Origin of the sequence: uncultured Alistipes sp. (genome assembly GCF_910580175.1) — a bacterium.
In the GTDB taxonomy this organism is placed as follows: domain Bacteria; phylum Bacteroidota; class Bacteroidia; order Bacteroidales; family Rikenellaceae; genus Alistipes.
In genome coordinates this window covers 92,526-117,879 of the sequence record NZ_CAJTXD010000001.1, presented here as the reverse complement: position 1 = coordinate 117,879, position 25,354 = coordinate 92,526, and the positions used below count along the sequence as shown (strand labels likewise).

Below are 25,354 nucleotides of genomic sequence, written 5' to 3'. Positions count from 1 at the left end.
TCTTCCGGTTAAAGATTAGAAGACGATTTTCACGCCTGCCGTATAAATCCGGTTGCGGGCATAGGCCGAGTAGTCGAATCCGGGCGTCAGCGCCGAGTTGCGGGTCGACACTTCGGGATCGAGACCCGTATACTTGGTCCATGTCCAGAGGTTCTGCCCGGAGACGAACACCTGGATAGTGTTCAGATGGATCTTGCGTGTGAATTTTTTCGGCAGGGTGTAGCTCAGCTGCAAGGTTTTCAGACGCAGGAACGAGCCGTCCTCGATGGTCTTCGAGCTGTAAACGCCCGCAGGGCCGCGGCCGCCGACACGAAAGTTCTGGCTGTCGGTGTTCTCGGGAGTCCAGCGATCGACATAGCTTTTATATTGGTTGATCGACTTGTTACCATAGTTGCCCTCGAACATGATGCGGTTGGCGTTCATCACGTCGCTGCCGTAGCGCCATTGAAAGAAAATGTTGAGGCTCAGATTTTTGTAGGTAAAGTTATTGTTGAATCCTCCCGTATGGATCGGTTCGCAGCGGCCGATGACCACCATGTCCTGGTCGTTGACCACGCCGTCGCCGTTCTGGTCTACATATTTGATGTCGCCCGGTCGGATCGCGTTGCGGTCGTTGCCATTGGTCGGCACACCTTTCTTGAGCGTGTAGTTTCCGGCGGCATCCCGGTCGAAATCTTCATAGCCGTAAACGCCGGCCCATTGTATGCCATAAAATTGAGCGATAGGTTGTCCGACCTTGGCCAGATAGAGATACGTCGAGTTGAAGTCGCCCGTGAAGCCCACTTTCGAAAGGTAGTTTTCCTCGCCTTCGGCCAGCGCCAGCACCCGGCTGCGGTTGAAGCTGATATTGAAATCGCTCGACCATTCGAAGCTCTTCGTCTTCACGTTCACGGTGCTGAGCGTGATTTCCAGACCGCGGTTGCGGATTTTGCCCACGTTCTTGTATACCGTGCGGTATCCCGAGCTGTATGGCAAGTTGCTGTTCAGCAGCAGATCGCGCGTGATCTTCTGATACCAGTCCACCGTCAGACCGATGCGGTTCTTGAAAAGCCGCAGATCGATACCCGCATCGAGTTGTTCGGTGCTCTCCCACGTCAGATCGCTGTTGCCCAGACTGGCGGTTACCATCGCTTCGCCCGGTTGTCCGTTGTTGAAGGAGTAGTAGTCCGAAAGGGTCAGCGAGGGGCGGATCGAGAAGTCGCCCACGCGGTTGTTGCCCGTCACGCCGTAGCTCACGCGCAGCTTGGCGTCGTCGATGAAGGTCAGACGCCGCATGAACTTCTCCTCGCCCAGACGCCATGCGAACGCACCCGAGGGGAAGTAGCCCCAGCGATGGTCGCGCGTGAATTTCGACGATCCGTCGGCGCGGAACGAGAACGTGAACATGTAGCGCGACTTGAGGCTGTAATTCACGCGTCCGAGCCACGACATCAGGTAGTTTTCCGTCAGCAGGGCCGACATCGAGTCGGGCAGACCGTCGTCGATGCCGCTGATGCCCAGCGATTCGTTGGGTATGTGCATGCTCGAAAATCCGAATCTTTTCTGTTGGGTGCCTTGCATCGTGAAACCCGCCACTACGTTGAGTTTGTGCCGGCTGTTCTTCCAGTTTTTCGTGTAGGTCAGCGTATTTTCGTTCATCCAGTCGGCCCGCGAGGTGTTCAGCACCGAGCCGTTGACTCCCTTGGTGTTGGTCAGCATCGGATAGCCCTTGTAGGTCTGCGAGTTGTTGAATTCGGTAGCCAGGGTCGTGAAAGCCGAATAGCCGCCGCTGACGCTCAACTTCAGGTTCTTGTGGAGTTTGTATTCCAGCTTCGCATTGGAGATGAACGTTTGCTTGCGGGTTACCTTGTCTTCGTTCTTGCTCGACAGGATCGGGTTCATTACCGCCGAGTTGTTGCCGTCGAAATAGTCGTCGAAAAGTTCTTCATCGTTCGATTGTCCCGTAATCACGGGACGGAACGCCCACGTGCGGTACATCAGATACGAAGCATAGGCGTTGCTCGACGAGAGCGCCGCCGAAGAGGTCTGTCCGTGGGTCTTGTCGCCCGTATAGCTGGCGTTCACGGTCAGCGTCGCACGTTTGTTCAGTTGTTGGGTAAGCGACAGGCGGCCCTGATACTTCTCGTAGCCCGAATAGATGATTACACCGTCCTGGCTCGCCATCGACAGCGACACCGCATATTTGGTCTGCTTCGTGCCGCCCGTTACCGAAAGGTTGTGCATGTGGATCGGGGCATTGCGGAACAGTTTGTCCTGCCAGTCTATGCCTTTGCCCATGCGCACGTAGTCTTCCATCGTCCGGTCGAGGTTGTTCAGATAGGTATCTACGCTCGACGGCGAGCGCTCGATCTGATACTCCACGAATTCGGCCGCGTTCATCATCTCCATTTTCTTGGCCACCGATTGGAATCCGTAGGTGCCGTTATATGTGATTACCGGTTTGCCTTCCTTGCCTTTGTTGGTCTCGATGATAATGACACCGTTGGCGCCGCGGGCACCGTAGATCGCCGTCGCCGAGGCATCCTTCAGCACCGTAAGCGAGGCGATGTCCGACGAGTTGATCGCCGCGCTCGAAAAGCTCTCCATCGGGAATCCGTCGATCACATAGAGCGGCGAGTTGCTTTGCGTCAGCGAGTTGGCTCCGCGGATCACAATATCCATCTCGGCTCCCGGCTGTCCGTCGGCCGACGACACCGAGACACCCGCCAGACGGCCCTGGAGCGCCTGGTCGAATCCCACCACGGGAGCCTTTACCAGATCATCCATCTTTACCGTGCTGAGCGTTCCCGTAATGTCTTTACGGGCCTGTTCGCCGTAGCCGATTTCGATTACCACGTCGTCGATCGAGTTTACCGCCTCCTCAAGCGTCACTTCGAAGCGGGTGCGGCTGCCTACCGCCACTTCCTTTTCCGTGTATCCCAGCAGCGAGAAAACCAGCACGTCGCCTGGTTTGGCTTGGATCAGAAAGCAGCCGTCGGCGCGTGTCGTCGTGCCCCGGGCCGTTCCTTTTACCAGCACCACGGCCCCCGCTATGGGTTGCCCGGCCGGGTCGATCACTTTGCCGCCGACTTCTCCGGTTCGTGCGGCCGGCTGCGCCGCCAGCTGGCCGCTTCCTGTCGAAAGCAGGAGGGCCAGCATGACGCAGCTCATTGCATTTTGTATTCTTCGTTTCATTTTGGTCAGGTTGGTTTTCAGGTTGTGCTTTTATCCGTAAATCGGCCCGTAGTTGCGGCAGGCGCGGTAGTCGGCGCCTTCGGGGTCGGAGCCGAACGCACCCCAGGCCGAGGGACGGAATAATTTCTCGGGCGCTACATTGTGCATCGCCACCGGAATGCGGAGCATCGAGGCCAGCGTCACAAGATCGGCGCCTACATGCCCGTAGCTGATGGCTCCATGGTTGGCGCCCCAGTTGTTCATGACCGAGTAGACGTCGCGGAACGCAGCATGGTCCGTCAGGCGGGGTGCGAACCACGTCGTCGGCCACGTGCGGTCGGTACGCCGATTGATAATGTCGAATATCTCTTCGTCCACATTCACGGCCCAGCCTTCCGCGATCTGAAGCACGGGGCCTAAGCCTTTTACCAGGTTGAGCCGGCACATCGTCATCGGCATTTCGCCGCGCGTCAGGAAGTGCGACGAGAAGCCGCCGCCGCGCATGTATTCGCGGCCCGCAGGATACCACGTCGTGGCTTTCAGACATGCCTCGGCTTCCTGCTCCGCAATTTCCCAGTAGGGTTTCATCGCCGGACTGCCCATCGCGTCCGACTGCCGCCCCGTAGCATCGAGCGTGCACGACCCCGAGTTGATCAGGTGGATGATGCCGCCCGCAGCCTTGCCCGTCAGTTTGCGGCCCGTCACGCGTTCCACCGCTTCGGGCGACCAGAACGTGCGCACGTCGGCAAAGAGCTGCGCCCGGTTGGTCAGCAGATGCAGCAGCAGCATCGAGGCACCGTTGAGCGTGTCGTTTTCCGTGGCGAATGTCACGGCTTCCCGGATTCCGTTCCAGTCGAACGACGAATTGAGGATCGCCTCTGCGAAGTCGCCGTCCGGACGGAAATCCGTCCATTGACGCTGGCCCTGGAATCCGCCCGCAAGGGCGTTGTGTCCCATCGCTTCTTCTTCGAAGCCCATTTCCGCCAGCTTCGGATTGCCGTGCATCAGGTCGCGGAAGATCATCGTCATCTTCACTACGTACTCCCACACCTCATCTTTCTTTTCGCGGCTGTATTTCAGGTGCTCCGGGTTGCAGTCGGCGCCTTCGTTGGGTTTGCAGTATTTTTCCACCCACTGCATCGCCCGCGCGAATTCCTCCTTGTCATAGATGCCCAGTTCCACACGGCGTTCGATTTCCGAACAGTCGACCGCTTCGTTGCGCATGCCTAAATAGTCCTGGAAGAAGTCCGGATCGGGCATCGACCCCGCGATCCCCATCGACACCGAGCCGATCGAGAGGTAGGATTTGCCGCGCATCTGCATGACAGCCAGCGCCGCACGTCCGAAGCGCAGCAGTTTCTCGCGCACGTCCTCCGGTATAGTCGTGTCCGTCATGTCCTGCACGTCGCGGCCGTAGATACCGAATGCCGGCAGTCCTTTCTGATTGTGGCCCGCCAGCGCCGAGGCTAAATAGACCGCCCCCGGGCGTTCCGTGCCATTGAAGCCCCATATGGCTTTGGGCATCAGCGGATCCATGTCTATGGTCTCCGCGCCGTAGCACCAGCAGGGCGTTACCGAAACGACGGCTCCCACATTGTTGTCGCGGAATTTCTCGGTCGCCGCAGCCGCTTCGGCTGCGCCGCCTATCGTCGTGTCGGCTATGACGCATTCCACCGGCGAGCCGTCCGCATAGCGAAGTTCTTCGCTGTACAGACGGGCCACACGCTCCGCCATGCCCATGGTCATGGCTTCGAGCGACTCGCGGATGCCGCCGCGCCGGCCGTCGATGATCGGTCGGATTCCGATTCTCGGATGCCGATCGGATTGGTTCAGGTCTTTCATTTGTCGAAGGTTTATAGGTTGGTTTTTCTATTCGTAAATTTTCGGGTGGGGCAGCGTGGCGAAATCTTCGTCTTCGATCATCTTGTAGGTCAGTTTCAGAATCAATTCGTCGCGTACGCTCCGCATTGCCGGGTCGTCGGCCAGATTGTGTTGTTCGAACGGGTCGTTTTCCAGATCGAAGAGTTCGAACATGGGGCGCGTGGGCGAGAAATAGAGTTTTCGAAACCGGGCTTCGAGTTCGCCGCTTTCATTCATGCGCGCCAGCTCCCGGAACATCGCCGTGCCCGAAAAATCCACCGGCACCCAGGGTTGCCCCGGCAGCAGGTTGTAGATCAGTTTGTAGCGTTCGCCCACGATACAGCGCATCTGGTCGAATACGGCCGTGCTCTTGGGCAGCGAGTTGGTCGCGTGGCAGCTGCGTATAGAATAGACATGGCGTTCGCCCGGCGTTTTGCCTTCCGTCAGCAGCGGCAGCAGGTTTTCGCCTTCGATCTCCTCCGGCACCGGCAAACCCGCCGCTGCCAGACACGTCGCCGCAAGGTCGACGTTCGAAACCAGCGCGTCGCTCACGGCTGCCGGAACACGTCCCGGCCAGCGGATCATCAGGGGCACCCGGATGCCGTTTTCGTAGAGCGTGCCCTTGGCCATGAATTGTGCGCCGCCGTTGTCGCCCATGAAAATGACGATCGTGTTTTCCGCCAGGCCATGTTCGTCCAGATAGCGCAGCACCTCGCCGAAATCCGAATCCAGCCGATGGATTTCATCATAGTAGGCAGCCAGGTATTCGCGCACCGCCCGCGTGTCCGGATAGAATTCGGGCAGCGTCAGCGTCGCCGGATCGTGCACCTCGGGCGCATCGTAGGGATGATGCGGATCGGAGTAGGAGAGTTGCAGGAAGAAGGGCTTCTCCTTGTCCCGGCGTTCCATGAACGTGCGGAACTGGGCGTTGATCCGTCCATGATAGGCCCCTTTGTTGGCGTTGGCCACCACCATGCAGGTGTCCAGCCGGTCGGGGAATGTTTTGTAGCCGTGTTCCCGGTAGTAGATTTCCACTTCCTTGATCTTGCCCACACGGCCGCTCACAGCGCCGTCCAGATGGTAGCCGCGGCCTGCCACACCCGTGTAGTAGCCCTTTTCGCGCAGATACTCCGGAAATGCCCGGAAACGACGGGCCAGCGTCACGTTGAAGCGTGTCATGTTTACCGCCACCGGCGAGCGGCCCGTCATGATCGAGGCGCGCGACGGCACGCTCTGCGGCGAGGTCGCATAGGCGCGGGTAAACCGCACGCCCTGCGATGCGAAACGGTCAAGATTCGGCGTCAGAATATCGTTGTTGTCATAGCACCCCACGGCAAAAGCACTCTGATCGTCGCTCAACACCAGCAAGATGTTGGGACGGTCGTCCGCCGCCATGACGGTGCTGCTCAACATGCTGCCGCAAAGCAGCATGCCGGTTTTGAATTGCGGTTTCATCGTTTTGTCGGTTTAGCTGTTGCAAATCGGGTCAGCAGGAAGCCGGTCAGGAAGATGACCGTAGTTCCGAATACGATCGTCAGATAAGTGTGCAGCGAGCTGCGCAGCACGTAGAAGGGCGATCCGTCGTTGATGAGCGGCGAGAGGCTCATCCAGGCGATCGTCAGCAGGCCAAGAATTACCGCCGCCACGGCATGCGGTCGCTTCACACGCTGGCACACCACGCCCAGCAGGAACAGCCCCAGCATGCCGCCGCTGAAGATCGACGCCAGCTTCCACCACGCATCCAAGATGCCGTCTATGCGCATCATCAGCAGGCCCACTACGATGCCGAGCGCTCCGATGACGAACGACGTTCCGTAGAGCGTCGTCATGCTCCGTTTTTCCGTGAATTCTTTCTTCGACAGCCGTTTCGCGAAGTCGGTCAGCACGATGGTCGCCGACGAGTTGATGCTCGTCGCTATGGTGCTCATTCCCGCCGAGAAGAGCGACGCCACCACCAGTCCCGTCAGCCCCGTCGGCAGTCCGTGTACGATGAACCACGGGAAAACCTGGTCCGACGGCACGCCTTCCGGCAGCAGTTCGGGCTGCGCCATGTAGTAGCTGAACAGCGCCGTTCCGATGTATACGAACACCAGCGACACCGGAATGTAGAGCAGGCCGCCGAACAGCGTCGATTTCACGGCTTCGGCCGTCGACTTGGTGGTCATGTAGCGTTGTACGTAGTTCTGATCGATGCCATAGTTCTGCATGTTCACAAAAAGGCCATAGATCAGCACCACCCAGAACGTCGGTTCGGTCAGCGACAGCGAGAAGCTGCCCAGGCTGAATTTCCCGTGCGCCGCCGCGATGTCGAACAGCTGCCCGGGGCCTTCGGGCATCGTGAACGTCAATATCGCCGCACATGCTATCGCTCCGAATATCAATATGATGCCTTGTATCGCATCCGTCCACACGACGGCCGCTATGCCGCCCAACAGCGTGTAGATCAGGGTCGCTATTCCCGTGCAGACTATGATCGTCTGAATGTCCCACCCGAACATCGTGTTCAGCGGCAGGGCCAGCAGCAGCAGAATCGAGCCGATGCGGGCCAGCTGCGTCAGCAGGTAGCACACCGCCACATAGCCGCGCGCCCAGTAGCCGAAGCGGAGTTCCAGGTAGTGGTAGGCCGATACGCTGTTCACGTTGCGGTAAAGCGGAATGAAGACCTTCGCCGCCAGCCACGTGGCGATGGGTATCGACAGGCTGAATACGAACGGATTCCAGTTGCCTTTATAGGCATCGCCCGGCAGCCCCAGGAAGCTGATGCTGCTCACGAACGTCGCGAATATCGACATGCCCACCACCCACGTGGGCAGCGAGCCTTCCGCCGCAGTGAATGCCGCGGCCCCTTTGCGGCTGCGGAAATAGAAGCTGCACCCGAAGAGGGCCACGCCGCCTACAAAGATGAAAAATACCAGATAGTCAAGTAATGTAATTTCCATAGTCGTTCTTTTTCATGCTGTTTTTCTCGTCTCGGCCTCGCTTTTCGCTCGGCTTTGCCGAAAATCTTCTCTCTATTCCGCGCATTTCGCGCCCAGCGCTTCGAGCGCCTGCCGGATGCGAGCACGTTCTTCGGTGCGGAATTTCCGATAGGGGTAGGAGAGGAAGTCGTCGCAGATGCCCAGGAGCGAAAGGGCGCACTTCACGCCTTTCAGATAGCTCGACCCATATTTCCCCACCGTGTAGATCGTCGTGCTGATCTGCATGATGCGGCGTTGCAGTTCCCGTACGCGGGCCACATCGTGTTTCGCCGCCGCTTCGTACATCTCTACATAGAGTTCCGGGAAAATGTTGGCTCCGCCGTTCACGCCGCCGTCGGCTCCCAGCAGTACGCTTTCGCCCGTCAGTTCCTCGGGGCCTACATAGAGCGAGAATTCGGGTTTGCCGCCCAGATGATAGAGCAGGGTCTGGAAATAGTTCATGTTGGCCGAGCTGTCTTTCAAACCCGCAATGTTCGGATGGTCGGCCAATCGCTTCACGGTCGCAGGCTCCAGGAACACCTTCACATGCGAGGGCATGTTGTAGAGGTAGAGCGGCAAGGGCAGTGCATCGGCCAGCGCCGTATAATACTCGATCAGCTCCTGCTGCGAGGGTGCAAAATAGTAGGGCGGAGCCGCCACCGCGCCCACCGCGCCGCATTGGGCCGCATGTCGAGCCAGCCGCACGCTCTCGTCGAAAGCCGTGTCCGTCACGCCCACCAGCACGGGTACGCGGCCTGCCACCTGCCCGCAGACGAGACTCACGAAATCGTAGCGCAGCCGATAGGTCAGGTTCTGCGCCTCGCCCGTCGTTCCCAGGATGAAAATCGCATGTACGCCGCCGGCTATCAGATGTTCCGTCAGACGGATCGTTCCTTCTCGGTCAAGTTCGTCGTTCCCCTTCAGCGGGGTAATCATCGGGGGGATGATGCCTTTGATTGGATTCATGTTCTTCGGTTATTTGGTTGTTCGTTTCGTTTTGTGTTGTTCGATCCATCGCAGGATCGTTCCGTAGGTCTCTTTGCCGTAGCGGTAGCGCTCCCGCATCCAGAAGCCGTGGCCTCCGGCAGGGTAGATGTGCATTTCGGCTTTTATGCCGTGTTGTTTCAGCGCTTTGTAGAACAGCAAGCTGTGCTCCGGCACCACCGTCTTGTCGTTGTCGCACAGCGCCAGCAGCACTTCGGGCATGTCTTCGTGCACTCGCTTGTGCGTCGAGTGTCGGTCGCAGCTCAGAATATCTTCGCTTGCTGCGCCCAGCAGATTCTCCCGCGAGCGGGCGCTCGAATAGTCCATCGAGATTACCGGATAGACCAGTACGGCGAAGTCGGGCCGCGTCTCCTTGTCCGGATAACCCGTGATGAGCGTCGACACGAAGTGGCCCCCGGCCGAGAAGCCCATCGCCCCGATATTCCGGGGATCGACATTCCATTGCGCTGCATTGCGGCGAATTACCCGCATCGCTTGCGCACCGTCTTCCAGCACCGTCTGCGGATGGCCGTTCGGCATCCGGTATTTCAGCACCATCGCCGCAATGCCCCGGGCGTTGAGCCATTCGGCCGTCTTGTAGCCTTCGTAGGTCACGCACACCTTTTCGTAGCCGCCGCCCGGCACCACCAGCACGGCCTGCCCCGTCGCGGTCGCCGCATCGGGCAGAAAGACTTCCAGTTCGGGATCGCTTACCGAGAAATAGTAGCCCCGCTCATCCACCGTCTCGGGCGTCGTCTCCAGCCCGTTGGACGAGGGCGTGCCTTCAGGGAACAGTTTTATCCGCAGCGGTTCGGCGGCAGGCAGCGACGTCCACACCATCGCCGCGCCTATGATCGATAGCAGTATCTTCATCTTATTTCGTGTTGTTGGGTACCAAATAGAAGTGCCCGTCTTCGGCGCCCAGCAGCAGTTCGGGCCGGCCATCGTTGTTCCAGTCCACGGGCGTCGGACAGGTCGTGTGTCCCGCCAGCACATGGTCGTTCACGTTGCCCATGTATTCGTACCGCACTTCGCCGTTTTCTTCACGGACATTGCGGAACCACGCCGCATTCTGACTGTCCACGATCAAATCCAGCCGGCCGTCGCCGTCCCAGTCCGTGAAGCAGATTTTGCGGCGTCCCGACTGACCGCCGATGCCGTCGTTCAGACGCAGCACCCCTTCCGAAGCGTCGAGCACCCCTTTTTTCGAGTTGTAGAGCGAGCAGTTGGTCGCATGGAATATGCGGCGGCCCGGTTTGAGCAGCAGTTCCCCGGTAGAAGCCCGGAAACGTTCGAAATAGGCCAAATAGCCTTCGTGGTCGAGTACGATCAGGTCGGTCAGTCCGTCGCCGTTCCAGTCCATCGCCACAGGCGTCGTGCGCCATTGCGTGGCCAGCGTGCCCGGTTCGGGATTCCACCAGTTCCACGCCGGCTTGGGTGCTTCGCCTTCCCAGGCCACGCGTACAGGTTGCGCCGGAGCGAGCGCCAGGCCATCTTTGGCCCCGAGGTTGCGGAACCATTCGATTTTGCCCCAGATCGAGTTGACGATGATGTCGGGAAGTCCGTCGCCGTCCCAGTCGGCCACCGAGAGTACCGTGTAGCCCCATTTGCGTTCGGCAGGCCCTTGTATCGAGCCGTTCTCGCCGGCTTGTATGCGGAGCGGCCGCCCCTCTGCCTTAAAGAGTTTCGGCGCGTCCCACACCGGATTTTCCCCGCCCGAAAGGTTGCGGATGAACGCTATTTCGCCGGCCGAATTTCCGGCTATGATGTCTTGTTTTCCATCGCCGTCCCAGTCGAATGCGCAGGGCGTGGACAGCGCGCCGAATTTTACCAGGTCGGCTTCCTGGCGGAAATAGCAGGGATCGTCGAACTGCGGCATGCCCCCACGGACTTTGCCCGTGTTGCGCACCCACGCCACACGGCCGTCTTCGTCGCCCACCACCAGATCGGGACGGCCGTCGCCGTCGAAGTCCGACACCACCGGCACGATCATCTCCAGATGGAGACGGATTTCGCCTTTTTTGTTTGCCAGACGCCGCCCTTCGGCAAAGCGCGGTTCGCTGCGGGTTCCCGTGTTCTCGAACCAAGTCAGTCCGTCGACGAATTCGCCGCAGATCAGGTCGAGGTCGCCGTCGCCGTCGAAATCGGCAATGCAGGGATTCGGCGCGCCGTATACGTCGATCGGCTTGCCTCCGGCTTCGATTTTACCGCGGTTCACATATTTTCCGTCTTTGTTTTCAAGCAGATATACATACCCGTGCAACGGGCCGCGCGTCCAGCGCCCTTGCTCATCGAACGCATTGTCCCAGCCGTAGTCGTCCCACGTGTCGATCCCCACCACGATATCCTTGTCGCCGTCGTTGTCCCAGTCGACATAGTTCCACATGTTGCTGCGCGACTTGTTGTAGGTGGCGCCCAGGACTTCGCCCGCATATTTGATCTTCCGTTTCCGAGCATAGGGAGCCTCGAAAAAACCGAGGTGTTCGGTCTCTTTCGACAGCACATGGGCTTTTCCGTCCACCTCCGAAAGGCGGATGTTGTTCATTCCTTTTCCGCTGATACGCACCGCCGGCGCAAAGAACGGTTTCTTCGCCGTGCCGATGTTCTTGAAGAAGTAAAGCCCTTTGTAGGGTCGGTCGGGGCACGAGACCAGCAGATCCTTCAGCCCGTCGCCGTCATAGTCGTAGGGGAGCGGAATGCCCCATAGACCGACTCCCAAGTCGACTGCCAGCCCCGGATTGTTGTAGCGAAGCGGCTCTACGCGCTCATCCGACCGGGGGGGGGATTGCAGGGCGGCGTTCGTGGCCGGGCGCTGCGATGTTTGCGCCGCCGCCGGCATCATGGGCTGCAAAAGCAGGGCGCCTGCCGCAAAAACGGCCGTGCGCAGAAAAGGGTTGCAAATTTTCATTTTATAATCGTATATATTATTTAAATCGTTTTAGCATCCTGACAAAAGTATCTCTTGCTCAATCTTTGAAGATTTCCTCTATTCGTATATTTTATATAAAACGTTTTAGCAATACGCTCGAAAAAATCGCTATACGGATTCTTTCGTTTCCTTGCGGGAAACCTCCGGCATACCGCATTCCACGATTTCTGGCGTCAATACGATCCGCGTGCAGTCGGCTGCCGGCCCGTCCTTCTGTTCGATCGCCTTGATAAGCAGGTCGAGCGCTTCTGTTCCGAAGCGTTCGATAGGCTGCCGCACATAGGCTACGGCCGTCTTGTAGATGTCGAACGTCTCGTTGCTGTCGAAACAGCCCATGGCGAAATCCTGCGGCACCTGCCAGCCGTTGCGGAAGATCGTCGTCAGACCGACGGTCGCCAGCGTGTTGGTCGCAAAGACGAAGGCTTCGACACCCCGGCTTTTCGCCTCCCGGATCACTTTTTCGATCCAGCCGAGCTTGTCGTGACGCAAATGGTGGATGCGGATATGATCCTCCAGCCCGGCCCGCGTCATGCTGGCCCGGTAACCGTCTTCGCGCTGTCGGATGTTCGACAGCGACATGGCGTAGGAGATCATCTCGATACGGGTAAAGCCCTGGCGAAGCAGCGCCGCCGTAGTTTGCAGACCGGCCCGACGGTTGTCGAGCACTACGCTGCTGAGTTCGGTGTCCGCCACCTCGCGGTCGAGCAGCACCAGCGGGATGTTCTGCTGCGCTATGTTGCGGATCACCTCGTCGGCGCCCTCGCAGGGCACCACGATCAGTCCGTCGATTCCCTTGTTGCGGAATACCTTGATGAGGTTCTCCAACTTTTGCGGATTCTCGTCCGTGCTGCCGAACAACACGGTATACTTATGCTTATATGCCCGATCCTCGATGCAGCGGGCGATGTCAGCGAAAAACTTGTTCGAGATGTCCGAGACGATCACACCGATCGTATTCGTCTTGCCGCTGCGCAGCGTGCGGGCCGCATTGTTGGGCTGATAGTTGAGCTTGGCCGCGATTTCCAGTATGCGTTGCGCAGTCTCCTTGTTGACCCGATAGTTTTCCTTTCCGCAGGCTTCGTTATTCATGACGAACGAGACCAAGGCGATCGAAACCCCTGCTTCCGTAGCAATATCTTTGATAGTAACCTTGCGTGTCCGCATATTTTTCGCTTTTTTTTGCAAAATCTGGAAATTCTCTTACCTTTGCAAAGGTAATTAAAACGTTTTAACCAACAAATTTTTTCCGATCTTTTTTTCATTCGGACTTTTCTTTCCATGAACGACTACGCGAGAGACCTCGATTTTTTGGCCGTCCACGCCATCGGAACGATCGAACTGACCGATCCGGCAGGCGAAGCGCGGGTGTGTCTCGTCCCTGCCTGGCAGGGACGCGTGATGACTTCGACAGCGGCCGGGCGGAGCGGAAGCAGCTTCGGCTGGCTCAACCGTCCGCTGATCGCATCCGGCGCCGTAAGGCCGCAGTTCAATCCGGTGGGCGGCGAAGAGCGCTTCTGGCTCGGCCCCGAAGGCGGCCCCTTCTCGCTCTATTTTGCACCGGGCGCGGCTCAGACCTATGCCGAATGGCAAGTTCCCGCAGCTCTGGACAGGGAGTCGTTCGAAGTGGCCGAGCAGAGTCGCAAGCATGTGCGCTTTACCCATAGGGCTGTTTTCCGAAATGCTTCCGGCTCCCGTTTCGATGCGGGCATCGACCGCCGCGTGACCCTTTTGCTGCCCGAAGAAACAAACATGGAATGGCCCGCCGAAGTGCATGCGGTAGGGTATCGGAGCGAAAACCGCATCATCAATCGAGGTGCGGAATCGTGGACGCCCCGAAGCGGCGCCCCCTCGATCTGGATGCTGGGCATGTTCCCGCCGTCGCCCGCGACGACTGTCTTCCTGCCCTACGACCCGACGGCCCCGGGCAAAACAATTGTCAACAGCGACTATTTCGGCGCGCTTCCCGCAGACCGGCTTGCCGTAGGAGACGGTTTGGTCTGCCTGCGCATCGACGGAGCTTTCCGCTCCAAAATCGGTCTGCCGTGCGGCCGGGATCGCGGCATCTGCGGCAGCTACGATGCGATGACCCGCACGCTGACTCTGATCCGCTACGAACGCTCGCGCCCTGGCGACCGCTATGTCGAAAGCCGATGGGGCGACCAAGCCGACCCGTTCGGCGGCGATGTGGTAAACGCCTACAACGACGGCCCGACCGAGACCGGCGAAGTGATGGGGCCGTTCTTCGAAATCGAGACCTCCTCGCCGGCCGCTTTCCTGCACCCGGGCGGCGAACTATGCCACACACAGGAGGTATTTCATTTCCAAGGCCCGGAGCAGGCGCTCGCAGAAATCGCACGGGAGCTGTTGTCCGCCAACCTGGGAAAGATTAAAAATTCGTTCAACTGCTAAAACGATATAACACCATGAAGAACGCAACTTACACCATAGGCGTCGACTTCGGAAGCGACTCCGTACGATGCCTTGTCGTAGACACGGCCGACGGCCGCGAAACGGCTTCGGCCGTCTGCGCCTATCCGCGCTGGAAAGCCGGACTCTACTGCGATTCCTCGCAGAACCGCTACCGTCAGCATCCGCTGGACTACATCGAATCGCTGGAACGGTGCGTGCGCGAAGCCTTGGCGATGTGCGACCGAACGGTCGTGGACAACATCTGCGGCATTTCGTTCGACACCACGGCCTCTACACCTGTGCTGACAGACAAACAAGGCACCCCGCTGGCCCTGCTTCCGGAAGAAGCCGAGAATCCAGACGCGATGTTCGTGCTGTGGAAAGACCACACGGCCCTGGCCGAAGCGGATGCGATCAATGCACTGGCCGCCCGCTGGGAAGTCGACTACACCCGCTACTGCGGCGGCACCTACTCCTGCGAATGGGTGTGGGCCAAGATGCTGCATTGCCTGCGCAACACCCCCTCGTTGCAGACGAAAGCCTACTCGTGGGTGGAGCATTGCGACTGGATCTGCGCCCTGCTGGCGGGAGACACGACCCCGGAGACGATCGCCCGCAGCCGCTGCGCGGCCGGGCACAAAGCCATGTGGCACGAAGCATGGGGCGGACTGCCCTCGTTCGAATTCCTCACGGCGGTCGATCCGTTGCTGGGCATCTTCCGAGGCCATCTGTACCGCCGCACGGTCACTGCCGACACGTGCATCGGCAACCTTTCCGCCGAATGGGCCGCACGGCTGGGACTGAAACCCGGCATAGCCATCGGCATGGGAGCCATAGACTGCCATGTAGGCGCCGTGGGAGCCGGCATCGTGCCGGGCACGATGGTAAAAGTAATGGGCACCTCGACCTGCGACATTCTGGTGGGCCGCCACGAAGAGATAGGCAACAAGGCCGTGCGGGGCATCTGCGGACAAGTCGACGGTTCGGTACTGCCCGGATACGAAGGGTTCGAAGCCGGGCAGGCCGCTTTCGGCGACATCTACGCATGGTTCCGCCGGCTGCTGGCATGGCCGCTGCAACGGATCGCGCAGAGCGACCCGGCACTGGAAGAACGCATTCTGGGAGAACTGACGACCGAAGCCGAACACCTTCCGCTGACGATCGACGATCCGGTAGCGCTCGACTGGCACAACGGACGCCGCACGCCCGATGCCGATCCCCGGGTGCGCGGGGCGCTCGACGGGCTGACGCTGGCCACTTCGGCGCCGGCGCTCTTCAAGGCGCTGGTCGAAGCCACGGCTTTCGGCTCGCGTGCCATAAACGAACGGATGCTCGAAGAAGGGGTGCCCATCGACAACATCATAGCCATAGGAGGCATCGCCCGCAAGTCGCCGTTCGTCATGCGGACGATGGCCGACGTCATCGGAGTGCCGATCCGGGTAACCGGCAGCGATCAGGCCTGCGCGCTGGGAGCCGCCATGTTCGCGGCGGTGGCCGCAGGCATCCATCCGTCGACAGCGGCCGCACAGCAGGCCATGTGTCCCGGATTCTCGGCCGAATACCGGCCCGATCCTGCACGACACGCCCTCTACGACCGGCTCTATGCGCGCTACCTGAAACTCGGAAGCTCCCGCTGACGATGGGACGGCACCTTTTTCTGTTACTGGCAGCCCTGGCAGGCATGCGGAACGCATCGGCCCAAAACGGCTCGCTGCGCCTGCGGCTCGTCGACAGCGAAAGGCAGGAACCGATCGTGGGAGCGGTAGTCGAATTGCGCTCGCAGAGCGACACCTTGCGGGCACCGCTCCACACGGCCTCCAACATCGACGGAGAGGCCCGGCTGCAACGGGTGGCGGCAGGGCCGTGGAGCATGCGCATCTCGTCGCTGGGCTACGATCCGCTGGAACGGCGGCTCGACATGGGCGGTGCGCCGCTCGATCTGGGCACGCTGGAGATGACGCCCGGAGCCGAAGCGATCGAAAGCGTGGTGCTGGAAGTTCCGGCGCTGCGCTCGTCGATCCGCGGCGACACGCTGAGCTATCGCGCCTCGGCCTACCAAGTGGCGTTCGGAGCCGACGCAGGAGCGCTGATCGGCAAGATGCCGGGACTGGAGATCGCCGACGGCGTGATCGAAGCACAAGGCCGCACGGTGCAACGCGTATTCGTGGACGGCCGCGAATTTTTCGGCAACGATGTGATGTCGGCCATCCGCAACATCCCGGCGGACATGATCGAAAGCATCAATGTCTACAACTCGCAAAGCGACCAATCGGAATTCACAGGCGTAGACTTGGGCGACGGCTACACGGCGATAAACATCGTGACGCAGCCCGACAAACGGCGCGGCGCATTCGGCCGTCTGTTCGCCGGATACGGCCTTACGGACAAATATATAGGCGGCGGAAACATGAATCTGTTCGACCAAACCCGGCGCTTGTCGGTCATCGGACTGGCGAACAACATCAATGTGCAGAACTTCTCGTTCGAAGACATTTTGGGCGCGACCGATCAAGGGCAGGAGAAAGCCCGCAGCGGCAACAACAACTTCATGGTGCGTCCGCTGGACGGCATATCGACGGTGCAGGCCGTAGGAGTGAATTACAGCGACGAATACGGCAAGAAAGCCAAGATCGCAGCGAGCTACTTCTTCAACCGGGCGGACAACCGCGACCTGACCGTTACCGACCGGCAGTCCTTTACCTCGTCGGACAAACTGGTGCTCTACAATGGAACGAGCGACGCGCATATGAAAAACACCAACCACCGGTTCAACCTGCGGTTCGACTACAAACTCGACGCGAACCATTCGCTGATGCTCCGTTCGGCCTTCACGATGCAGAATCATTGGCTCAACAGCAACACCTTCAGCCGCACGGACAACCGGCTTGCAACGGGCGAAGAACGGTTCGTCTACCGCCGCCGCAACTTCGCGCACAACGAAAACCTCGGCTACAACCTCTCCGGCACCCTGATCTACCGATACCGCCTGCCGGGAAAGACGATGCGCAACCTGACGTTCAGCATCGGAGGCCGATACAGCGACGGCGAGGCCCGCAACCGGCCGCGGCAATACACGTTCCGCGATCCGGACGACCTGCTGGCCGACACGGCCGATTACAGCTCGCGCAACATTACGCGCACCGACCGCCGGCAACCCGGCCATGCGGTCAACGGAAGCGCGACCTACACGCAAGCCCTCGGCCGCCGCTCGCGCATGAGCATCGAATACAGGCTCTCCCTTGCTGAAAACGACGTCGACCGCCGCACCCTGCAATTCGACAACAAACAAGAAGCGTTCGAACCCGAACCCGATCCCCGTCAATCGACGGTCTACGACTACTGCTACCTGACGCACCGGATCGGAGGAACCTATCAATATCTGTTCAAGAAAACCAAGGTCGCCGCATCGGTCTACTACCAACATGCAGGCTTCCGCGGCAACTACATGCTGCCCGTGCCGGCGCACACGTCGTCGTCGTTCGACAACTTGACCTACAACGTGACGGCCAACGTCCATTTCGACAACCGCAACCTACTGAAGATAGACGCATCGTCGCGCACGCGGCACCCGCGCGCGACCGACCTGCAAAACGTGGTAAACATGACCAACCGGCAAAACATCTTTGCGGGAAATCCAGGGCTGCAACCGGTCTACACCCATGACCTCGCGGCACAATACATTAGGACGAACGCGGCGAAAGGCCGGACATTCACTGTCGCCATGCGCTTCTCGGCGAGTCCCAACACCATAGCCGACTCGCTGGTGATCGACGTTCCGTCGTTCGTTGTCGACAAGGAGGGCACGCAACTGGGCGCGGGCAACCAATATGTAAGACCGATCAATCTATCGGGCTACTGGAACCTGCGGACGACGCTCAACTATGGATTCCCGGTGCGATGGCTGCGCAGCAATCTGAATGTCAAGGCAGGGATCACGACGGGGCAACTCCCGAGCATCATCAACGGCATGCGCAACCGGCTGAAAGGCAACTCCTACAATGCGGGGCTGACGCTCGGAAGCAACATTTCGGAAAAAACAGACTTCCGCATAAGCTACACGGCGTGCTACAACACCAGCCGCAACGACTCGCAGATCCGCACGACGGACAACGACTACTTCAACCAATATCTGAACGCGGAAGCGAACTTCATACTGGGACAGCGCATCATCCTGCGCGGAAGCGCGAACTACACCCACTACGAAGGCCTGACCGACCCCTTCCGCGAAGAACGGCTGATCTGCAACCTGCAAATCGGCTGCAAACTATTCCGCGGCCGGCTGGGCGAAGTGACGGCAGGAGTCAACGACCTGTTCGACCGGAACGGCACGACATTCCGCAGGACGATCACAGGCACCTACATCCGCAATGTGACCCATCTGGGACTGGGCCGCTGCTATCTTGTGCAATTTACCTACAATCTGCGCCTTTACCGCCGGCAAAGCAACGCGGTGGAACGGTTCCTGGAAAGGGGCGGAGCAAGCAGATAAAAAGCGTTTTTCGGAGGAAGAGGAAAGAAAAAACAACGTTTTTCTTGCATTTTTTTACATGAAAAACGCTATTTTTTTGCTTCGGGATTAGATATTTAGATAATTTTTATATCTTTGCGAAGAAAACAAACCCAAAAACCATTAGTCATGAAACAGTTGGTAGAAAAAATCAATGCCGAGTTCGAGGTATTCGCCGCTAACGCAACCGCTCAGGTAGAGAAAGGCAACAAGGCCGCAGGTACGCGCGCCCGCAAATCGGCCCTGGAACTCTCGAAGCTGATGAAGGAATTCCGCAAGGTTTCCGTAGAGGCTGCGAAATAATTCGCCCTCTCATCGACAAGCGACCAAAAAGGCCGTCCTTAGGGACGGCCTTTATTGATTGGGGTTTGTGCAAAACGCGGCGGGACTGCTTGCAGACAAGGCCCCATAAATGAGGATAGAAACGACCTGCATATCTCGGAAAGAACTGCAACCGACAAGCAAAATCCGGAAACGCAAGCGCTCTCCACGGGCCGCATGCGTTCGGCCCGGATTATCGGAGATGCGCGTCCGAAACTACAATTCGATGCCGCAACGCTCGAAATACTCCCTGTCCTGCCAACACAATCCGGTACTTAAGTAAGGCACGGCCTCGTTGTGGTCGTTCAGATAATAACGCGGCGCGGAACGGTCGAATTCGGCATCGACCAACGACACCGACCTCTTGATATAAGGACTGCGGATCGAAGCGATGCGGGCCATAGTGTGGAACAAGGCATGGGTGTTGGCCGGAGCGTCGGAATGGCTTCGGGCCATCTCGGCGACGCCGGGAAACGCGGCCTTGTAATCCTCGGAGAACCAAGCCAGCGAAGCGACCCACAACTGGTAGACGGTGGTCGTGGGGGAGGCATGGAGGAAACGCCCCCGCTCATCGTCCAACAAATCCTCGCCATGATCGGCGCAATAGAGAACGGCTGACGACACGCCGCTGAGCGAACGCAGATAAGAAATAGTCTCGGTAAGGAAATGATCGGTATACAAGACCGAATTGTCGTAGGCATTGCGCAAAATTTCGGCGTTCTGCTCGGCGATCGCCACGTTGTCGTCGGGCAAGAAACGAGCGAACGACCGAGGATAACGCTGATGGTAACAGAAATGCGAACCGTAGCAATGGAGGATGAAGAACAAGCGCGGCGAAGTGCTTTTTCGGATGGTCTTCTGCATCTCCTCCAACAACTGCATGTCGTGGCGCGGCGACCGGATATAGACCAGGTGCTGCGCATCGTGGGCCAGATGGTCGATCATCGCCCCCTGCTGCGACTGGTTGGAAATGAACCAGGTCTCGAACCCGACCTCATTGAAAAGCGCCGGCAACCCCTTGCGGCGAAAGAGTTCCTCGTGCTCGTCGGTAGCGACGGACGAAAGAATCAACGGCACGCTCTTATGAGTGGTGTTGCTCTGGGTAAGCATGTTGCGGAAAAGCACGACATCCTGCTCCTGCGACAGGCGCGGATTGGTAGGGCGGTCGTAGCCCCACAACTGCCAGCTCATCGCCCGGGACGCCTCGCCGATGACATATACGTAGATCTCCCGGGCGGGCAGCGTATCGGGCCGCACGGCCGAATAAGCAAAGTGCTCGGAGGTCTTGTCGAAATGGTAGGCCTTGCGGAACTCGGAACCGCACAATCCCATGTTATAAAGCACGTTGACCGGGAAAATCTCGTCGCGCAATACGTGTTTGCGCTCGCTGACGTGGTAAGCAGGCCACAACGCCAAGGCTCCCAGAACAAACAAAGACGCGCCGGTCAACCCGATGGTAACGCGGGCCGTGCGCGAAATGTAACGCTTATGCCCGATTTCGCGGGCGGCGAACCACAACAACGGCAAATAAATCGCCAATACCAGCACCACGGCAGGGTAGATGTTGCCCAACAACTCGCCGGCCTCGCCCGGATTGGTGGTAAGCAAGTTGGTAAACATGTCGGTGGCGATGATCGAATTGCCGAACAGATAAAGCAACACGATCTGGAACGTACAAAAGAAGATGAACGGGAATCCTGCCCAGATCATCACGCCCGAACGCCGCAACAACACGCTCCACATCATGTAGAACCCCAAAGGCATGAGGATCAGCGCCTCGACCGTCCATAGGGAATAAGGCTCCGTATTGGCCAGGACGCAATTGGGGATGATCAACGCGACGAAAAAATAGATGGTCAGCAAGGTCGTGAAACGACTGCGCTTATGGCGCCACACTTTTTTCCTTATGTTCGGATCGGCACTCATACCGTTAGAAAGCTTCGTTTATGTTCAGCAAAAAACCGCTTGTCTTGCGGCCGAAACCATAGTCGACACGCACGTTGACCCGCTTCTTCAACTCCCAACGCAACCCGATGCCGTAGTTGGGCAACGTATGCGCCCAATCGAAACGATCGTCGGTACGCTCGCTGAAGATGTTGCCTGCGCCGCCCCAGACCACGCAACCGATCCGCCGCCAGATCCGCTGCCGCAACTCGATCTGCGCGGAGAGCATGCAATTGTCCGTACAACGTCCCTGATAATACCCGCGCATGCGCTGGCTGCCGCCCATGCGGGCCAACATAGGCCACGGCATGTGGGAGGAATTGAATTCGCCGTAAAGATCGAACGCCAGGATGCAATCTTTCCACACGCGCCGATAGGCGTCGAACGTGAAAGTAGCCCGGTAGAGGTTATAGCCGCAATTGCCGAGTCCTTTGGGGAAAACGGTGCCTTGCAGACTGAGATAGATGCCGCGCCACGGATTGGGCACGAAGTCGCGCGAATCGTATTCGGCGATGAGGCCGACACCTGTCGCGGTATAACTATGTTTCTGGAAATCGATGTACTGCTCGCCCATGGCGTCGAACTTCTTGCCGTCGGTGTGCTCGAAGCTGAGGTTGGCGCCGAGAAAAGTGTTGGGCAGAATCCGATGCAGGTAACGGGTGTTGATCTTGTATTGCTTCTCCACGTAATCGACCTCCTTGTTGTAACGGCCCGCCATGTAACCGATGCCCCATAGATCGCGGGGCGCGGAAGAAAACACGGCCTTGTAGTCGAACTTGCTGCGTCCCCGGGAGAAATAGGTGTTGCCCTCGACGCCGACCGAATAAAACCCGGAAATGGCGACGCTGGCGAAGATGGAGATGTCGGAAGGGGGTGTGAGCGAATCGGTGCGGTCGACGCGGTAAAGCCCTGCGGCGAGCAAGCCGATCCCCAGGCTGGTGCTTTTCGAATAACTCGGGCCGCCGGCGAACGTGAAGTCGATCTTCTTCTCGAACGTGCGGTCGACGGTCGACTTGCCGAAATAGTCGATGACCCGCCGGAAGAACGACGGACGCGGTGCAACGACCGTATCGGCCGATACAACATGGGGGACGGCGCCCATCGCAGCAAGCGTATCGGAAAGTCCGCCGCGATCCGTTGTGCCGGCATATCCCTGCACGCAGCACCCCGACAACAACAAAAATACGACAACCTTACGGATCATCCGGACTTATCGGTACTGATCGACCGTCTTATAGAAAGCCTCCTTGTCCGCCTCGGAAAGCAGGCCCTTGCGCAAGAAGACCAATTCGCCCTCCTTGGAAACCAACATCAGCACGAACCGATTGTTGCAATCGCCCAAATCCCAGGCTGTGCTCAAGACATGCGCCTGGTCGGCCAGGACGGTAGCGCCGTTCTTGGCCGTGCGCTTCTTGGCCATGCTGCGGGCCATGCCGTTGGGGATCATAGGAGCATCCGCAAGGTTCATAACGCCGAACCCATAGAGATTGTCGCCCGAAGCACGATGATTTTCCTCCAACTCGATCGTAAAATCCTCGTTCTGCTTATGCCGGTCGGGATCAACGTAAAATATCATCAGATTCTTTTCGCCCCAATGCGGAAGCCGAGCAGGCGTGCCGTCGAGATCGAGCAACTCGACGTTCGGCACCTTGCGCGGCAATTCCTGGGCCGGAGCGAACGATGCGTGGAGCGAAAAAACCGCGGCAAGCATCATGATAAGTCTCATCTTCATGGTCTTCTGTCTTTCATACGTCATGCGGCACGCATGGCGGATATGGCAACAAAGGTACGATTTTTCCCTGAAAACAAGGATCATCCGAATCCGGAATATTGTTCTGAAAGTTCAATTTTCTCCTTCCCGAGCGGAATCCGTCCGATCGAAAGCATAGGTACCGCCGCCCGAAATGACCAAAAACAGGTAAACTCCGAGCCACACGAACCTTAATTCCCCGTCCTCGAAACCGCTCCATGCCAACAAGGCCAATATACCCGCCGCCATCCAGAAAGCAGCCGCACGCACCCACAAGCCCACGACGATCAACAACGCAAGCAAAACTTCGACCGTGGTAACGATGGCGAAAACCGCCTGCTGCTCGATGAAGAGAAACGATGGGTAAGAACCTATTATTTCGTTGTAATTCTGAATCTTGCCTATGTTATGCAATAACATCATACCCCCAGCAAAAAGCCGCATGAAAAGCACGGCGAAATCCATACTGCCGGAACGGGCGATACATTCGCGGAAAAACTTCATCATGATGCCCAATGCTGCAATTCGCATTCCAAAAAAAGAAAGCATCCGGCAACCGATATCCACGAACAACACAGCAAACCGGGCGCTCTTGAAAAGAACCGTACAAGTTTTGCTTTTACTCCCGGCCTTTCGTATCTTCGCATTCCGAAAACTTCATTGCCATGACCGATAAATACAAAATTCTATTCGTCTGCCTGGGCAACATCTGCCGTTCGCCGGCTGCCGAGGGGATCATGCGACATATGGCCGAAAGGGAAGGTATCGGCGACCGGCTCGAAATAGACTCGGCCGGCACCTATGCAGGACATCGGGGCGAACTGCCGGATGCACGGATGCGCCAAGCCGCAGCCCGCCGGGGAGTGACGCTCACGCACCGCTCGCGGCCCCTCTGCGAAGAAGATTTCGAACGCTTCGACCGGATTATCGTGATGGACGATATGAACTACGAAAACGTTCATCGGCTGGCCCCGTCGCGCGAACTGGCCGAACGGATTTACCGCATGACGGAATTCTGCCGCCGCCACCCGCACCGCAGCTACGTACCCGATCCCTACTACGAAGGACGCGAAGGCTTCGAACTGGTGCTCGACATGCTGGAAGACGGCTGCACGGGGCTGCTGGAAACACTGAAAAAAGAGGGGCGGATATGAATCCGTCCCTCTGAAGGTCTGTACATCGCAGCGCCCGACGTCGGGCGGAAGCACCGGCATCCGGTCAAAAATCGAACCCGAAACTGATGCTGTAAGTATTGTGCAAGAAAGTCTCTTTCCCGGCGAAAAGATAGGCGAAGTCGAGACGCAGATGCAAAATCCGTAAACCGGCACCGACGGACGCATAAGAAGGAACGACCTGCCGCTCGCCGTAGTGGTACCCGGCCCGGAACTGAACGAGCTGCATCAGATTGTACTCGGCGCCCAGGGCGACCTGGCATCCGCGCGCGGCCGAAGGAGAAAAACAATATCCGAAATCGGCACCGACGGTAATTTCATGCGCATCGGACAAATAAGTATCCAACGCAGCACCGACCGTGAAATTCATGGGCAACGAATAATCCTGCTTCTTGAAATAACCGCCCAAATTACTCAATTTGGCACCGGCTCGCACCGAGGAGAAAGCACCGAGCCGCACCGGCAGCATCCAACCGACGCTCAAATCGGCTGCGAGGGCATCGGACGAACCCTCCGGACGTTTGAGGTGCATATAACGGGTAATGGCGCCGACGGCCCACCGGTCGCCGATACGCCGCGAATAACCCAGATCGACAGCCATATCGTTGTTGCCCCGCTCGCGGAGAAACTGCCGCCAACCGATCTGCGTCAAGTTGAAATTATCGAAACGCCAATATCCGGTAACGGCATAATAATCGGCATCGCCGGCACCGCAATAAGAAGAAGCGATCTGCGCAGGTGTAGAAGAAAAAGCCGCCATCGCAGGGTTGTCGTAGATGGCATGCGCCCCGGAGAGAGTCGTCATGCTCAAACCGCCCATGCCGAGCGACTTGGCATCGGGCGAGGGGAGGAGTGCCACCTGCGCACGCCCCGGGACAAAAATCGAGACAAAGATCGAAAGGAGGAAAAAACGTTTCATGCGGAAGTTTTGAAGATACAAAGATAGTGCAAGGCGAGAGCAAAAGCAAACTTGTTTGCATTTTGCCGAGCCGCAGCCGATCTTCTGGAAAGATAGTGCAAGGCGAGAGCAATGCCAAATTTATTTGAGCATGGCCGAGCCGCAGCCGATCTAAACCGAAGTGCAGCTTCGGTAAAGTGCAAGGCGAGAGCAAAAGCAAACTAACGGTTCGATGCCGGCATGCTGCAAACGAAAATCCCCGAACCATCTACGGCCGGATATAAAAAAACACCCGCCCGAATAAATTCGCCAGGAGCTTTTCTCCAACAAGCAATTACCTCGCTTTGCTCCGTGTTTGCTGTCGTCGCGGCGGCAAAGAATCGGACACGGAAATTCCTTTCGGGAAACGCTTCGCACAAAAATACCTGCTCAAGTAAAACTTGGCAGGCATTTTTGCACGAATCAAAGCC

At 58.3% G+C, this 25,354-nt stretch carries 18 protein-coding genes; 5 read left to right on the top strand and 13 right to left on the bottom strand.

The window, feature by feature from the left end; translation table 11 throughout:
• Nucleotides 1-15 precede the first annotated feature (15 nt).
• The 8 genes from QZ298_RS00500 to QZ298_RS00465 all read right to left on the bottom strand — a co-directional run bounded on the left by QZ298_RS00500 (nt 16) and on the right by QZ298_RS00465 (nt 13,047).
• Complete coding sequence (locus QZ298_RS00500) at nt 16-3,174, bottom strand: TonB-dependent receptor (RefSeq protein WP_296004591.1); 3,159 nt, start codon at nt 3,172-3,174, stop codon at nt 16-18.
• A 30-nt stretch (nt 3,175-3,204) separates the two neighbouring features.
• A complete protein-coding gene (locus QZ298_RS00495; RefSeq protein ID WP_296004589.1) occupies nt 3,205-4,995 on the bottom strand; it encodes an L-fucose isomerase in 1,791 nt (596 codons plus the stop codon).
• Between the two features lie 27 nt (nt 4,996-5,022).
• Nucleotides 5,023-6,468 (bottom strand): sulfatase, encoded by a 1,446-nt coding sequence (locus QZ298_RS00490; RefSeq protein ID WP_296004587.1) that lies wholly within the window; start codon nt 6,466-6,468, stop codon nt 5,023-5,025.
• A complete protein-coding gene (locus tag QZ298_RS00485; RefSeq protein WP_296004585.1) occupies nt 6,465-7,952 on the bottom strand; it encodes a sodium:solute symporter in 1,488 nt (495 codons plus the stop codon). Before QZ298_RS00485 ends, QZ298_RS00490 begins: the two co-directional genes overlap by 4 nt.
• Before the next feature lie 72 nt (nt 7,953-8,024).
• Complete coding sequence (locus QZ298_RS00480) at nt 8,025-8,936, bottom strand: dihydrodipicolinate synthase family protein (protein WP_296004584.1); 912 nt, start codon at nt 8,934-8,936, stop codon at nt 8,025-8,027.
• A gap of 9 nt (nt 8,937-8,945) precedes the next feature.
• Entirely contained in the window at nt 8,946-9,827 is an 882-nt protein-coding gene (locus tag QZ298_RS00475) for an alpha/beta hydrolase (protein WP_296004582.1), read from the bottom strand.
• A gap of 1 nt (nt 9,828) precedes the next feature.
• Nucleotides 9,829-11,862, bottom strand: a complete 2,034-nt coding sequence (locus tag QZ298_RS00470; protein ID WP_296004580.1) for a VCBS repeat-containing protein — start codon at nt 11,860-11,862, stop codon at nt 9,829-9,831.
• Nucleotides 11,863-11,991: 129 nt separating this feature from the next.
• Complete coding sequence (locus QZ298_RS00465; protein ID WP_296004578.1) at nt 11,992-13,047, bottom strand: LacI family DNA-binding transcriptional regulator; 1,056 nt, start codon at nt 13,045-13,047, stop codon at nt 11,992-11,994.
• Between the two features lie 114 nt (nt 13,048-13,161).
• On the opposite strand from QZ298_RS00465, the gene QZ298_RS00460 reads away from it, so the two are divergent.
• The 4 genes from QZ298_RS00460 (at nt 13,162) to QZ298_RS00445 (ending at nt 19,102) form a co-directional block, all read left to right on the top strand.
• Complete coding sequence (locus QZ298_RS00460; RefSeq protein WP_296004577.1) at nt 13,162-14,292, top strand: DUF6786 family protein; 1,131 nt, start codon at nt 13,162-13,164, stop codon at nt 14,290-14,292.
• 14 nt (nt 14,293-14,306) lie between these two features.
• A complete protein-coding gene (locus QZ298_RS00455) occupies nt 14,307-15,929 on the top strand; it encodes a ribulokinase (RefSeq protein ID WP_296004576.1) in 1,623 nt (540 codons plus the stop codon).
• A gap of 2 nt (nt 15,930-15,931) precedes the next feature.
• Entirely contained in the window at nt 15,932-18,781 is a 2,850-nt protein-coding gene (locus QZ298_RS00450; protein WP_296004575.1) for an outer membrane beta-barrel protein, read from the top strand.
• A 147-nt stretch (nt 18,782-18,928) separates the two neighbouring features.
• On the top strand, nt 18,929-19,102 hold the full coding sequence (locus QZ298_RS00445; RefSeq protein WP_296004573.1) for a histone H1: 174 nt from the start codon (nt 18,929-18,931) through the stop codon (nt 19,100-19,102).
• Between the two features lie 234 nt (nt 19,103-19,336).
• Here the strand turns inward: QZ298_RS00445 and QZ298_RS00440 are convergent, their stop codons facing one another.
• From QZ298_RS00440 to QZ298_RS00425, 4 genes are all read right to left on the bottom strand, one after another.
• Nucleotides 19,337-21,046: a phosphoethanolamine transferase gene (locus QZ298_RS00440; RefSeq protein WP_296004571.1), complete on the bottom strand. Its 1,710-nt coding sequence runs from the start codon at nt 21,044-21,046 to the stop codon at nt 19,337-19,339.
• A gap of 4 nt (nt 21,047-21,050) precedes the next feature.
• The gene (locus QZ298_RS00435; RefSeq protein WP_296004570.1) at nt 21,051-22,268 is read right to left on the bottom strand and encodes a BamA/TamA family outer membrane protein; all 1,218 of its coding nucleotides are present in this window, start codon (nt 22,266-22,268) and stop codon (nt 21,051-21,053) included.
• 6 nt (nt 22,269-22,274) lie between these two features.
• A complete protein-coding gene (locus tag QZ298_RS00430; RefSeq protein WP_296004568.1) occupies nt 22,275-22,796 on the bottom strand; it encodes a hypothetical protein in 522 nt (173 codons plus the stop codon).
• A gap of 111 nt (nt 22,797-22,907) precedes the next feature.
• Nucleotides 22,908-23,321 (bottom strand): DoxX family protein, encoded by a 414-nt coding sequence (locus QZ298_RS00425; protein WP_296004566.1) that lies wholly within the window; start codon nt 23,319-23,321, stop codon nt 22,908-22,910.
• A gap of 158 nt (nt 23,322-23,479) precedes the next feature.
• Here QZ298_RS00425 and QZ298_RS00420 point away from each other — a divergent pair, with 158 nt between their 5' ends.
• Nucleotides 23,480-23,968 (top strand): low molecular weight protein-tyrosine-phosphatase, encoded by a 489-nt coding sequence (locus tag QZ298_RS00420; RefSeq protein ID WP_296004564.1) that lies wholly within the window; start codon nt 23,480-23,482, stop codon nt 23,966-23,968.
• Between the two features lie 64 nt (nt 23,969-24,032).
• Here QZ298_RS00420 and QZ298_RS00415 read toward each other — a convergent pair whose 3' ends face one another.
• Nucleotides 24,033-24,905 carry a PorV/PorQ family protein gene (locus tag QZ298_RS00415; RefSeq protein ID WP_296004562.1) on the bottom strand — a complete coding sequence of 291 codons (873 nt, stop codon included), beginning with the start codon at nt 24,903-24,905 and terminating at the stop codon, nt 24,033-24,035.
• Nucleotides 24,906-25,354 lie beyond the last annotated feature (449 nt).

Coding starts and splice junctions, on each gene's coding strand:
- QZ298_RS00500 (WP_296004591.1), bottom strand. CDS start 3,174: ATGAAACGAAGAATACAAAATGCAATGAGCTGCGTCATGCTGGCCCTC.
- QZ298_RS00455 (WP_296004576.1), top strand. CDS start 14,307: ATGAAGAACGCAACTTACACCATAGGCGTCGACTTCGGAAGCGACTCC.
- QZ298_RS00430 (WP_296004568.1), bottom strand. CDS start 22,796: ATGAAGATGAGACTTATCATGATGCTTGCCGCGGTTTTTTCGCTCCAC.
- QZ298_RS00420 (WP_296004564.1), top strand. CDS start 23,480: ATGACCGATAAATACAAAATTCTATTCGTCTGCCTGGGCAACATCTGC.
- QZ298_RS00415 (WP_296004562.1), bottom strand. CDS start 24,905: ATGAAACGTTTTTTCCTCCTTTCGATCTTTGTCTCGATTTTTGTCCCG.
- QZ298_RS00425 (WP_296004566.1), bottom strand. CDS start 23,321: ATGATGAAGTTTTTCCGCGAATGTATCGCCCGTTCCGGCAGTATGGAT.
- QZ298_RS00460 (WP_296004577.1), top strand. CDS start 13,162: ATGAACGACTACGCGAGAGACCTCGATTTTTTGGCCGTCCACGCCATC.
- QZ298_RS00495 (WP_296004589.1), bottom strand. CDS start 4,995: ATGAAAGACCTGAACCAATCCGATCGGCATCCGAGAATCGGAATCCGA.
- QZ298_RS00470 (WP_296004580.1), bottom strand. CDS start 11,862: ATGAAAATTTGCAACCCTTTTCTGCGCACGGCCGTTTTTGCGGCAGGC.
- QZ298_RS00490 (WP_296004587.1), bottom strand. CDS start 6,468: ATGAAACCGCAATTCAAAACCGGCATGCTGCTTTGCGGCAGCATGTTG.
- QZ298_RS00485 (WP_296004585.1), bottom strand. CDS start 7,952: ATGGAAATTACATTACTTGACTATCTGGTATTTTTCATCTTTGTAGGC.
- QZ298_RS00450 (WP_296004575.1), top strand. CDS start 15,932: ATGGGACGGCACCTTTTTCTGTTACTGGCAGCCCTGGCAGGCATGCGG.
- QZ298_RS00440 (WP_296004571.1), bottom strand. CDS start 21,046: ATGAGTGCCGATCCGAACATAAGGAAAAAAGTGTGGCGCCATAAGCGC.
- QZ298_RS00480 (WP_296004584.1), bottom strand. CDS start 8,936: ATGAATCCAATCAAAGGCATCATCCCCCCGATGATTACCCCGCTGAAG.
- QZ298_RS00465 (WP_296004578.1), bottom strand. CDS start 13,047: ATGCGGACACGCAAGGTTACTATCAAAGATATTGCTACGGAAGCAGGG.
- QZ298_RS00475 (WP_296004582.1), bottom strand. CDS start 9,827: ATGAAGATACTGCTATCGATCATAGGCGCGGCGATGGTGTGGACGTCG.
- QZ298_RS00445 (WP_296004573.1), top strand. CDS start 18,929: ATGAAACAGTTGGTAGAAAAAATCAATGCCGAGTTCGAGGTATTCGCC.
- QZ298_RS00435 (WP_296004570.1), bottom strand. CDS start 22,268: ATGATCCGTAAGGTTGTCGTATTTTTGTTGTTGTCGGGGTGCTGCGTG.